Origin of the sequence: Kitasatospora sp. NPDC047058 (genome assembly GCF_040643935.1) — a bacterium.
Lineage (GTDB): Bacteria > Actinomycetota > Actinomycetes > Streptomycetales > Streptomycetaceae > Kitasatospora.
On record NZ_JBEYVJ010000236.1, the window covers coordinates 1 to 11,680 of the forward strand.

At 74.7% G+C, this 11,680-nt stretch carries 10 protein-coding genes and 1 pseudogene; 8 read left to right on the plus strand and 3 right to left on the minus strand.

The genetic code is table 11. The annotated features are described in order from the left end of the window. The first annotated feature begins 275 nt into the window (after positions 1-275). The 5 genes from ABZ885_RS27445 (at position 276) to ABZ885_RS27465 (ending at position 3,736) form a co-directional block, all read left to right on the plus strand. Positions 276-866: a 50S ribosomal protein L25/general stress protein Ctc gene (locus tag ABZ885_RS27445; RefSeq protein ID WP_360193964.1), complete on the plus strand. Its 591-nt coding sequence runs from the start codon at positions 276-278 to the stop codon at positions 864-866. Between the two features lie 108 nt (positions 867-974). Beyond that, the gene (pth, locus tag ABZ885_RS27450) at positions 975-1,559 is read left to right on the plus strand and encodes an aminoacyl-tRNA hydrolase (protein WP_360193967.1); all 585 of its coding nucleotides are present in this window, start codon (positions 975-977) and stop codon (positions 1,557-1,559) included. 144 nt (positions 1,560-1,703) lie between these two features. Further along, positions 1,704-2,039 (plus strand): hypothetical protein, encoded by a 336-nt coding sequence (locus tag ABZ885_RS27455; protein ID WP_360193970.1) that lies wholly within the window; start codon positions 1,704-1,706, stop codon positions 2,037-2,039. Positions 2,040-2,139: 100 nt separating this feature from the next. Then, positions 2,140-2,661: a SigE family RNA polymerase sigma factor gene (locus ABZ885_RS27460; RefSeq protein WP_360193973.1), complete on the plus strand. Its 522-nt coding sequence runs from the start codon at positions 2,140-2,142 to the stop codon at positions 2,659-2,661. Next, the gene (locus ABZ885_RS27465; protein WP_360193976.1) at positions 2,651-3,736 is read left to right on the plus strand and encodes a hypothetical protein; all 1,086 of its coding nucleotides are present in this window, start codon (positions 2,651-2,653) and stop codon (positions 3,734-3,736) included. Before ABZ885_RS27460 ends, ABZ885_RS27465 begins: the two co-directional genes overlap by 11 nt. A 120-nt stretch (positions 3,737-3,856) precedes the next feature. On the opposite strand, the gene ppc is transcribed toward ABZ885_RS27465, so the two are convergent. Then, on the minus strand, positions 3,857-6,649 hold the full coding sequence (gene ppc, locus ABZ885_RS27470) for a phosphoenolpyruvate carboxylase (RefSeq protein ID WP_360193979.1): 2,793 nt from the start codon (positions 6,647-6,649) through the stop codon (positions 3,857-3,859). Between the two features lie 260 nt (positions 6,650-6,909). Between ppc and ABZ885_RS27475 the strand changes: the two genes are divergently transcribed. Further along, positions 6,910-8,178 (plus strand): histidine kinase, encoded by a 1,269-nt coding sequence (locus ABZ885_RS27475; RefSeq protein ID WP_360193982.1) that lies wholly within the window; start codon positions 6,910-6,912, stop codon positions 8,176-8,178. A gap of 83 nt (positions 8,179-8,261) precedes the next feature. Here ABZ885_RS27475 and ABZ885_RS27480 read toward each other — a convergent pair whose 3' ends face one another. Further along, complete coding sequence (locus ABZ885_RS27480; RefSeq protein WP_360193991.1) at positions 8,262-8,813, minus strand: SUKH-3 domain-containing protein; 552 nt, start codon at positions 8,811-8,813, stop codon at positions 8,262-8,264. Between the two features lie 81 nt (positions 8,814-8,894). Beyond that, a complete protein-coding gene (locus ABZ885_RS27485) occupies positions 8,895-9,356 on the minus strand; it encodes a YwqJ-related putative deaminase (RefSeq protein WP_360193985.1) in 462 nt (153 codons plus the stop codon). Between the two features lie 475 nt (positions 9,357-9,831). Here ABZ885_RS27485 and ABZ885_RS27490 point away from each other — a divergent pair, with 475 nt between their 5' ends. Together ABZ885_RS27490 and ABZ885_RS27495 are read left to right on the plus strand one after the other, a co-directional pair. Further along, positions 9,832-10,833 carry an SMI1/KNR4 family protein gene (locus ABZ885_RS27490; protein ID WP_360193988.1) on the plus strand — a complete coding sequence of 334 codons (1,002 nt, stop codon included), beginning with the start codon at positions 9,832-9,834 and terminating at the stop codon, positions 10,831-10,833. 87 nt (positions 10,834-10,920) lie between these two features. Next, positions 10,921-11,680, plus strand: a pseudogene (locus ABZ885_RS27495) (hypothetical protein); the annotation flags it as partial.

Consider the following 11,680-nt stretch of genomic DNA (forward strand, 5'->3'; position numbering starts at 1 on the left):
GCCGGGGGCGCCGCCCCCGCCCCCCCGCCCCCCCCCCCCCCGCCGATTTCGCGAGAGCGTGCCGGTGAGGTTAGACTCGTGAAACTGCTCGGCGAGGGATGCCGTGTGCCTGTACGACGGGTGCCCGCTCCGTGATCGACGCGCTGCCGGTGCCGGACCTCCGACCACCGGCAGAGGTCGTGCCGCCGAGTGACCCCCGAACGTACTGAGGGTGTGGTCCCGGCGGTTTTTCGCGTCCCTGCACCCCCGCGCCAGTTTTCACGAGGAGTGCAGTCGTGTCCGAGATCCGCCTTGCCGCTGAGACCCGTTCCGAGTTCGGCAAGGGTGCCGCCCGTCGCGCCCGCCGTGCCGGCTTCGTCCCCGGTGTCGTCTACGGCCACGGCCACGCCCCGGTTCACCTGAACCTGCCCGGCCACGACCTGATGATGGCCCTGAAGACCCCGAACGCCCTGCTGGTCGTGCCGATCGACGGCAAGGACGAGTACGTGCTGCCGAAGGCCGTCCAGCGCGAGGCCATCAAGCGCACCATCGAGCACGTCGACCTGCTGCTCGTGAAGCGTGGCGAGAAGGTCACCGTCGAGGTTCCGGTCCACGCCGAGGGCGAGCTGGCCCCGGGCGGCAACCTGCTGGAGCACGTCCTGCAGGCCCTGCCGATCGAGGCCGAGGCCACCCACCTGCCCGAGGCCGTCACCGTTTCGGTCGAGGGCCTGGAGGCCGGTGCCTCGATCCACGCCAAGGACATCACCCTGCCGGCCGGCGTCGCCCTGGCCGTCGAGGCCGACGCCGTCGTGCTGCAGGTCATCGCCGCCCAGGCCGCCCCGGCCGAGGAGGAGGCCGTCGAGGCCGAGGCCGGCGCCGAGGCCTGAGCCTTTCGCACAGCCTGACCGCTGCCCCGGTCGCTCCCGTGCTGGAGCGGCCGGGGCAGCGGCATGTCCGGGAAGATGACGTTGAGCGCGAACACGAGGAGCGAGGGTATGGCCGCAGAGGACGCGTACGAGGGCCCGTGGCTGGTGGTGGGGCTGGGCAACCCGGGCGAGCAGTACGCCCGGAACCGGCACAACATCGGGTTCATGGTGGTGGACCTGCTGGCGCAGCGGATGGGCGCGAAGTTCAAGGCGCACAAGAGCCGGGCCCAGGTCGCCGAGGGGCGGCTGGCGGGCAGGCGGGTGGTGCTGGCCAAGCCGATGTCGTTCATGAACCTCTCCGGCGGCCCGGTGACCGCGCTGCGGGACTTCTACAAGGTGCCGGCCTCGGCGCTGGTCGCGGTCCACGACGAGCTGGACATCGACTACGCGGCGCTGCGGCTGAAGCTGGGCGGCGGGGACAACGGCCACAACGGGCTGAAGTCGATCACCAAGTCGCTCGGGCCGGACTACCACCGGGTGCGCTGCGGGATCGGCCGTCCGCCGGGCCGGATGGAGGTCGCGGACTTCGTCCTGAAGGACTTCTCCGGCACCGAGCGCAAGGAGCTGGAGTGGTTCGTGGACCGCTCGGCGGACGCGGTGGAGGCGCTGCTGTCCGAGGGGCTGGAGCGGGCGCAGGGGACGTACAACTCCTGAGTGGGTGACCCTGCGTCAGGTTTCCGGGTGGGGTACGCAACAGTCGTACAACGCTTGGCCGTCCAAACCTGATCGGGCGTGAGAATCGTGTGCGGGATCCGATAGCGTCGGGCCAGTACGCCAACGGGTCCTGGGGAGTTCTCGATGCGGAGTTTTCGGCCGGTCCGGCGCCTTCGTCGGGTCCGGGTGGTCCGGCTGAGGCAGCTCGGCCGGCGGGTCGGCAAGGCCGGTGCGCTCGGTACGGCCGGTGCGCTGGGGGCGGCCGGGGTGCTGCTCTCGGGCGGCGGCGTGGCGCACGCCGAGTCGGTCGCGGAGCCCGATCCGGGTGTGGTGTCCTCGGATCCCGCCGCGGCGCAGGTGCTGGTCGGCCCGGTCGGCGGTGACGCGGGCCTGCTGGCCGTCGGCGGCGGCCTGGTCGTGGTGGCGGGCGGTGCGGCGTTGTGGCTGAAGCGCCGCCGCGCGGGCGATCTGGCGGAGTGACGAGGTCCGGAGGGGCCGGGTCCGGGGTACCGGGCACCGGCCCCTCCGGCATTTCCGGCTCCGTGTCATCCGTTTCCGGCGGCCGGTGCGTCCTGTGGGCATGAAGCGCGAATCGATGTGGTCGACGAGCGCCGGGGGTGATCCGTTCGACGAGTTCGTCTCGGCGCGGTACCAGTCCCTGCTGCGCTGGGCCTACCTGATCACGGGGAACGTCCACGACGCCCGGGACCTGCTGCACGACGCCCTGGCCCGGGTGTACGGCCGGCGGGAGGCGATCCGGGAGCAGGGGGCGGCCGAGGCCTACGTCCGGAAGGCGATGGTCCGCACCCACGTGTCGCGGTGGCGGCGCACCCGGCGCGAGGTGCTGACCCCGGAGCTGCCGGACACCCCGGCGGTGGCGGTGGAGCTGCGGGACGAACGGCTGGAGGCGGCGCTGCGGGGCCTGCCACCGCGCCAGCGGGCGGCGGTGGTGCTCCGCTACTACGCCGACCTGCCGGTGGCGCAGGTCGCGGAGGAGCTCGGCTGCTCGGTGGCGACGGCGAAGACGCATCTGGCACGCGCGATGAGGACGCTCCGGCAGGAGCTGGCACCGGCGAGGGAGATGGTGGGTCATGGCGGTTGAGGACGTGAACGGGAGCACGGACGGGGGAGGGGACCGGTTCGAGGAGGAGCTGGTCGTCCGGCTCGGGGAGCGGGCCGGGGAGGTGTCCGGCACCCCGCCGCTGGCCGAGCTGCGGCGGGCCGGACAGCGCCGGGCGAAGCAGCGGGTGACGCTGCAGGTGACGGCGGCGGCTGCGGTGCTGGCGCTGGGGCTGGGCGGGCTGACCCAGCTGGGTGGCGGAGGCGACGGGGGTGCCTCCGGCAGGCCGGTCCTGGCGGCCGGCGGGGGTTCGCCGTCGCCGTTCGCGGGGGCGTCGCTCCCGTTCCCGGTGCAGCAGGACACCGGGCAGCCGATCGCCTGTGAGGGGCCGACCTCGCTGCGGACGCCCGGCTGGACGCCGCCGGCGTCGACCGGGAGGCCGCCGACGTCGTCCTCGTCGTCCTCGTCCTCGGCGATGTCGTCCGCGTCCTCCTCGGCGTCGTCGTCGGCGATGTCGTCGCCCTCGGGCGGGCCGTCGGGACCGCCGCAGGGATCGGCGTCGGGTTTTCCGTCGGGGTCGCCGTCGGGCGGGCCGTCGACGGGCTCCGGCTCGCCGTCGGGGGGGCCGGCCACCGGGGCGCCGTCCCTGCCGTCCCGCACGGTCAGTCCGACGGGCCCGGACGCCTCGCCGGGGTGGACGCCGCCGGTGCCGTTCTACGAGACCCCGGCGGGCCGGGCGGCGACCGCGGTGTGGGAGGCCGGCCAGCGGTACCCCGACCACTACTTCGGTGTCTGTGCGAACTCGGCCGACAACAAGGTCTACGCGATGCGGGTGCCGGGCAGCGACTTCGACCAGGTGGTGCTGGGCGGCGTCCACAACGTCCTGGTGAAGGTCGAGTTCGTGGACGCGGTCGGCTCGCGCCGGCAGGTGCGGGAGCTGGCGGAGCGGATCAGCCAGGACCAGGCGGACTGGAAGCAGCGCGGCGTGACGATCTCGTACGTGTCGGTCGCCGCCGACGGTGCCGGGGTGATCGTCCGGACCCCGCAGGCGGAGACCGCCCGGGCGGACATCATCGCCCGCTACGGCCGGCAGGTCGCCGAGGTCCTGCCGCGCTGACCGGCGCAGGACGCCGGCCGGAGCGGGAGACTGACCGGTGCAGGACGCCGTCCGGCACCGGACGGGAAGGGCCCCGCGGCACACGGCCGCAGGGCCCTTCCGGTGTCTGCGGGAGCGGCGTCAGCCGGTGTTGCGCAGACCGGCGGCGATGCCGTTGACGGTCAGCAGCAGTGCCCGGGCGCGCAGCGGGTCCTCGTGCCGGCCGGACGCGACCTCCTCACGCTGGCGGCGCAGCAGCGCCACCTGGAGGTAGGAGATCGGGTCGAGGTAGGCGTCGCGGACGGTGAAGGTCTGCTTGAGCACCGGGTTGTGCTCCAGCAGCTCGCTCTCGCCGGTGAGCCGGAGCACCTCGCGCAGGGTGCGGTCGTGCTCGGCGGTGATCTGGTCGAAGATGTGGTGCAGCCCGGCCGGCACCAGCTGCTCGACGTAGTGGCGGGCGATCCGCAGGTCGGTCTTGGCCAGCGTCATGGCGACGTTGGACAGGAAGTTGCGGAAGAAGTGCCACTGGCCGTACATCTCGTCCAGCACGTCGCCGAGGCCGGCCTCGCGGGCGGCGGCGAGGCCGGCGCCGACGCCGTACCAGCCGGGGACGATCTGGCGGGACTGGGTCCAGCCGAACACCCACGGGATGGCCCGCAGGCCGTCCAGGCCGGCGCCGGAGTCGGGGCGGCGGGACGGGCGGGAGCCCAGGTGCAGCGAGGCGAGCTGGTCGACGGGGGTGGCGGCGAAGAAGTACTTCGGCAGGTCCTCCTGCTCGACCAGCGCGCGGTAGGCGGTGTGGGCGGCCTCGGAGACCCGGTCCATCGCCGCGTCCCAGCGGGCCAGCTCCTCGGGGGCCTGGCGCGGGGCGGTGTGCAGCGCGGAGGCGGAGAGGGTGGCCGAGATGGTGAGTTCGAGGTTCTCCCGGGCCAGCGAGGGCAGCAGGTACTTGTCGGAGATGACCTCGCCCTGCTCGGTGACCTTGATCTCGCCCTCCAGGGTGCCCCAGGGCTGGGCCAGGATGGCCTCGTGCGAGGGGCCGCCGCCGCGGCCGACGGTGCCGCCGCGGCCGTGGAAGAGCCGCAGCCGGATGCCGTAGCGGTGGGCGACGTCGCGGAGCCGGCGCTGGGCGCGGTGGATCTCCCACTGGGAGGTGGTGATGCCGCCGAACTTGGAGGAGTCGGAGTAGCCGAGCATGACCTCCTGGACGTCGCCGCGGAGCGAGACGAGGAGGCGGTAGGACGGGTCCGAGAGCATCTCGTCCAGGATCCGGTCGGCTTCCTGGAGCTCGTCGGTGGTCTCCAGCAGCGGCACGATGCCGATCTTGGCGATGCCGGCGTGCAGGTCGATCAGGCCGGCCTCGCGGGCGAGCACGGTGGCGGCGAAGACGTCGTCGGCGCCCTGGCACATCGAGATGATGTAGCTCTCGACGATCTCGTCGCCGAACCGGTCGAAGCCCTCGCGGATGGTGCTGAAGACGCCGAGGGTCTTGGTGCCGGCGGCGTCCAGCGGGGCCGGGGTGGGGGCGAGCGGCCGACGTGAGCGGAGCTCCTTGGCGAGCAGCTTCTGGCGGTACTCGCGCGGCATGTCGGCGTAGCGCCAGGCCTCCTCGCCGAGCCGGTCGAAGAGCTGGCCGAGGGCGTGGTGGTGGGCCTCGGCGTGCTCGCGGACGTCCATGGTGGCGAGCTGGAGGCCGAACGCCTCGACGGTGCGGATGGCGCGGGCGAGCCGGCCGTCGGCGATCAGCCCGCCGCGGTGGGCGCGCAGCGAGTCCTGGATCAGGCGGAGGTCGGCGATCAGCTCGCGGGTGCCGAGGTAGTCGCGGCCCTCGACGTGCGGGGTGCCGTGGGCGAGCCGCTCGCGGGTGTTCTCCAGCTTGAGCCGGACGCAGGTGGCCTTGAGGCGGTAGGGCTCCTCGGCGTTCATCCGCTTGTAGCGCGGGCTGAGCTCGGGGAGCAGGTGCAGGTCGTTGTTGAGCGAGGCGAGCAGCTCGACCGAGGCGCCGGCCAGCCGCTCGGAGGTGGAGAGCGAGTTGCGCAGGTCGTCGATGGCGGCCAGGGCGTCCTTGATGCCGTACTCGTGCTGCAGGTTGAGGACGTCCCAGGTGACCTGCGGGGTGACGTTGGGGTTGCCGTCCCGGTCGCCGCCGATCCAGGTGCCGAAGGTGAGCGGGCGGACGCCGTCGGGCAGGGTGAGGCCGACCCGGGCGAGCTCCTCGTGCAGCTCCTCCAGGACCTCGGGGACGGCTTCGCGGTAGAGCTCGTCCAGGTAGTAGACGGCGTTGCGGGCCTCGTCGGTGGGCTCCGGGCGGGCGATCCGCAGCTCGTCGGTCTGCCAGAGCAGGTCGATGACCTCGGCGAGCCGGCGGTCGGCCTGGCGCTTGGCGGAGGAGGTCCGGGCCGGGTCGGCCTCGGCGAGGCCGGAGGCGAGCTGCTCGCGGTGGATCCGGTCGAGGAGTTCGCCGATCCGGCGGAGCTTGTTGAGGACGCTGCGCCGGGCGGCCTCGGTGGGGTGCGCGGTGAAGACCGGCCGGACGGCGAGGTGGGCCAGGGTGTCGGCGAGGTGCTTGGGGTCGGCCTCGGCGAGTTGGTCGGCGGTCTGGGCGAGCAGCGAGCCCTCGCGGGCGCGGCGGGTGGCGAGCTCGCGGCCGCGGTGCACCTGCTCGGTGACGTTGGCGAGGTGGAAGTAGGTGGAGAAGGCGCGGACCAGCTTCGCGGCGGTCTCCAGGTCGATGTCGGAGAGGAGCTCCGCGGTGGCCTCGCCGTCGGTGCGGCTGAGCAGCCGGACCTGTTCGACCAGGCCCAGCAGCTGGGGGCCCTCCTGACGGACCAGCGTCTCGCCGAGCAGGTCGCCGAGGCGGCGGATGTCCGCCCGCAGGGCTGCGTTGTCGGCGTCGACGGGGTTGTCCGCCGGAGTGGGGACCGGAGCGGTCACGGCTGGCTCCCTGTGGTGGTGGGGTTCGGCAACGGCTCATCGTCACAGTTCCGCGCGCGTGTGGCGCGTGTGACGCGTGCGGACCGCGCTGTCCGACGCGACCAGCATAGGTGTCGGGAGGGGCGGAGTCCGCGAGGTGGCCGGATGGCGGACAAGATCACGTGCGCGGCCAGGTGGTCTATACCATCGGAGGGTCCCGGCGGGCGCCGGAACGGAACCGGGTGGGGCGGGATCGGGGTTCGCCTCTAGGCTGTGGGGCTATGAGCAAGTCGCCTGGGGAGCGCGCGCGGGACCGGTCGTTCTGGTGGTGGGAGCGCCGGCGGAGCGCTCTCCTGGACATCGTGCTGGCCGCGCTGGCCGCCCTGGAGTGCGCAGCCAGTGCGGTCGCCTTCCTCGCACCCAGGGTCCACCTGGGGCCGTTCTCGATCGTCGGGGTCGCGCTGTTCGGCGCGATGGCGGGCGCGAGCCTGGTGCTGCGGCGGCGCTGGCCCGCGGTGCCGGTGCTGGTGGCGCTGGTGGCGATGCCCGGGATGCTCGGCGTGGTGCTGCTGGTGGTGTCGCTGTACACGCTGGCGGAGACCTGGGAGTGGCCGTCCCGGCGGCGGCGGGTGGTGGCGCTGTCGGCGCTGGCGCTCGCCGAGGCGGTCGGCGTGATGCTGGTCGAGATGCTGGCGCCCGCGGACACGTCGGGCGACCAGCCGCCGCTCTGGGGCCAGGTGCTGATCGCGGTGCTGGTGGCCGTCGGCCTGACCGTGCCGCCGGTGGTGACCGGCCTGTACGTGGGGGCGCGGCGGCGGCTGATCGAGTCGCTCAAGGACCGTGCGCACGGCCTGGAGACCGAGCTGGACCTGCTGGCCGAGCAGGCGCGCGAGCGCGCCCGCCGGGCCCGGCTGGAGGAACGGACCCGGATCGCCCGGGAGATGCACGACGTGGTGGCGCACCGGGTGTCGCTGATGGTGGTGCACGCCGGGGCGCTGGAGCGGATCGCGGCCAAGGACCCGGTGAAGGCGGCGCAGAGCGCCAAGCTGATGGGCGAGGTCGGCCGGCAGGCGCTGAACGAGCTGCGCGAGATCCTCGGGGTGCTGCGGATGTCGGACGAGGTCGCGCCGGAGCCGGACTCGCTGGCGGGGCTGCCCCGGCTGGTGGACCAGTCCCGGGCGGCCGGGATGGCCGTCACCCTGACCGTGAGCGGCAGCCGGCAGGAGTTCACCACCGAGGCCGAGCAGACCGCGTACCGGCTGGTGCAGGAGGGGCTGACCAATGCGCACAAGCACGCCGGGGGTGCGGAGGTCTCGGTGCTGCTCGCGTACGCGCCCAACGGCGTCCGGGTGAGCGTGGTGAACGCCTGTCCGGGCGGCGAGCGGGGCGCGGCGGCGCTGCCCAGCGGGGGCAACGGGCTGGTCGGGATGCGCGAGCGGGTGGTCGCGCTGGGCGGCACCTTCTCGGCCGGGCAGGAACGGGACGGCGGCTTCCGGGTGGAGGCGGTCCTGCCGTCCCGGCTGGCGGTCCGGGCCGACCGGCTGGTCTGAGCCGACCGGCCGGACCGAGCAGCGCTCAGGCCCCGTCGGCCCCGGACCTCGTCGGCGGCCGGGGCCGCCCGGCGGCGGAGGGCTCAGACCTCGTCGGCGGTGCGCAGCCGCTCGGGGGCGGCGCCGATCACGAGGGCGGTGATCGCCTGGTCGATGTCCTGCCCGAGGAACCACTCGCCGGTGTGGTCCAGGCTGTAGACCCGCCCCTCCTCGTCGATCGCGAGCAGCGCCTGCCCGTACGACTCCTCGCCCAGCGGGGCGAGCCGGGTGTCCAGGGCGCGGCCGAGGTCGGCCAGGGTGCGCGGCTGGTGCAGCCCGCACAGCGGGTCGACCAGGAACGGGGTGCGCGCCAGCTGCCGCCCCGGGCCGGAGAGGTCGAACGCGAGACCGCCGAACTCGGCCCAGGCCTCCAGCGCGGCCGGGAACACCGTGTGCGGCACGCCGGACGGGCTGCCGTGCCCGGCCAGGGTGTCGGCCCACTCCTCGGCCTGCCCTATCTGCCAGCGGCCGGGGTGCCACCCGGCCGCCTTGAGCTCGGCGGCGACGTCGGCCGGGAACCGCGGGCGGGTCCGGAGGGCCGGTCCGCCGAGCGTGGTCGGCGGTGGCGGGGGCGGGGGCGGGCTGGACGGATTCAGGACGGGCTCCGATGGTTCGGGGACAAGGGGACGTACCGACGGGGGACGTTCCGGGGGCGCGGTGGCGCGGGACGGCGCGGGTCAGCGACCGGGCGGGCCGACGGCGACGCTCTGCACGGTGAAGTGCTCCAGCATCGGCACGCAGGAGCGGCAGGGCGGGGCGTGGGTGCCGTGCGCCGGGTCGTGCTCCTCGCGGATCCGGACGGTGGTCAGCCGGGCGCCCTTGAGCGCCTTGCGGGCCTCCTGCACGCTCATCGGCTTGCGGGCGGCGCGCTTGGAGCGCTTCCCGTCCACGGTGGCCAGGTACTGGGAGAGCAGGACGGCCTCCGGGCAGCGGCCGGTGAACCGCTCGCGGTGCTCCAGCGGCAGTGCGTCCAGGAAGTCGCCGACCAGCGGGTGGAGTGCGGGGCGCCGGGCGGGCTTGTCGCCCGCCAGCGTGTGCACCTCACCGCCCTTCAGCGACAGGGCGGCGGCGACGGCGGGCAGCAGGCTGTCGCGGTGGTGGCGCAGCAGCGGCGGGCCGGCCGGTTCCCCGGTGGTCATGCCTCGTCCTCCTCCTCTTCCCGCTGACGGTCCGGCTGACAGGGGTCAGCTTGGGGCAAGCCTGTCAAATATCACCGACATCCGCACAACCGGGGTGCGGCGGCGGGCGATCGGTTACCGTGTCCGGCCGTGCGGGCGGGCGGGGCCGGGGTGCCGGTCGCCCCGACCGGCGCGGACGTCCACGAACCGGTGCCGGTCCGCCGCTTGCCTGCGTTCCGTCACTTCGGCTGCGGCGAGGGCGGGTTCCCGGCCGGCGGGCGGGCCGCCGGGAACCGCTCACCCCGCCGCTCCACCCGTGGATCACCGGCGCCGGCCGGAGCGCGCCGCCGGGGCCCCGGCCGAGGCGCTCGACGACTGATCGCGGGTCCGTTCCGACGGCTCCCCCGGGCGGGGGTCCGGGGCCGCGGCCGACCCCCTACGCTGGTAGCCAGCAAGCGCACCGAAGGTATTTGCAGCAGCCAGTGGGGGCTCCCAGATGACGACAGGTCGGCCCGGCGTCTCCGCCGCACCGAACGCGGCGTACGCAGGTCAGGTGGTGCAGTTCCCGGACCCGGTCCGCGCGGAGCGGCACCCCGCCGGGGTCCGGGTGGACGAGTACGGCTTCCCGGACTTCGGCGCCTACGCGGCCGCCGCGGCCGAGGTCGCCGACCCGCCGGAGGGCTTCGGCGTGGACGAGCTCCGGCTGACCGACTACGTCTCGGCCAACGCCGCGCAGTTCACCCAGGGCCACCCGCTCTGGGCCGACCTGGCGACCGCCGTCGCCACCCCGCCCGGCTGGACGTGGCACCACGCGGTCGGCAAGGCCGCGCCCGGCTGGCGCCGGATGGAGCTGGTGCCGGTCGAGGTCAAGGCGCTGCTGCGGCACCACGGCGGCCTGGCCACCTCCGCCGCTGACCACTCCCGGCGCGGCACCCGGCCGCTCCAGGAGAAGCGGCCGGTGCACTTCTCGCTCGCCGGGGACGGCGGCAACCCGATCGGCGTCCCCGAGGACCTGGTGCAGCGGGCCGAGGAGCGTCTCGGCTACCGGCTGCCCGGCGCCTACCGGACCTTCCTCAAGCTCGGCGGCGGCCGGGCCCCGGTCGGCGTGGCGCTCGACCCGGAGCTCGGGCTCCTGCTCGACCAGCCGTTCCTCACCCTCAGCGAGGAGTACGGCACCGAGGACGTCGTCTACGCCAACAAGTGCCTGCGCGACCACCTCACCAAGGACTACCTGGGCATCGCCTACGCCCAGGGCGGCATCGTCGCGCTCAAGGTGCGCGGCGACCGGACCGGCTCGGTCTGGTTCTGCCTCTACGACGACGCCCGGGACAACGGCGCGCCCGAGGCGCCCGAGGACCGCGTCGCCCGGCTGCTGCTGCCCTGCGGCGCGGACTTCGACGACTTCCTGCTCCGGCTGGCCGGGAGTCCGCCGGAGCTGGAGACGGTGGCGGAACTGATGGTGGACGGCGGGTTCGCCCGCGCCGTGCCGGTGGGCTGACGTGGTCCCGGTGATGGCGGTCGACGGTGCCCAGCGGGCTGGGACGAAGCAGCAGGCGGGGATGAAGGGGACAGGGGTGAACCGGGCGTGGTGACGTACGCGCAGGCGCAGGAGCTCGCCGACGAGTGGATCAACGGCGGGGTACCGCGTTCGCAACAGCGCGAGGTACGGGTCCGGGAGTTCGACCTGGGCTTCGTCTGCTGGGCGGTCCAGCCGGCCGACGGCGCCCCGGATGGGGCGGCCGGGGACGGTGGTTCGGCCGGTGAGGCGCGGCTGGTGATCGCCCGGGACTCCGGCGCCAGCACGCTCTGGCCCGCGCTGCCGGTCAACGAGGTGGTCCGGCAGTACGAGGAGGTCTACGGGCGGCCGGTCGCGGCCAACCCGGCCGGGGCGGCGAAGCCCGCGCCCGGACCGGTCGAGGCGACGTCCTTCCTGCTCAGCCCGCCGCAGTGGCTCCAGGAGGCGGGTGCCGCGGCCATCGCGGCCGAGGCCGAGCGGCTGGGGACGCCGGGCGTTCCCGCGCCGGCGGCCCCCGTGTCCGCCGCGCCGGCTCCGGCTCCGGCTGCTCCGGCTCCGGTGGCCGCGGCGCCCCAGCCGGTGCCGGCGCCCGCCGTGCTGACCACGCCGCCGGTGTCCGAGCGTCCCGCCGGGGACGCGCCGACCATGCTCGCGCCGCCGCCCGGGCACGACGAGCCGGACTTCGACGTTCCGGTGCCCGCTGCCGTCCCCGCTCCGGCCGCTCCGCCCGCGCCCCCCGTCGCGCCGCCGGCCCCGCCGGCCGGCCCCGGCGGGGTCGAGGCGGCGACCGTGCTGCTGCCCGACGGGCTGCGGACCGACGGTGCCGGCC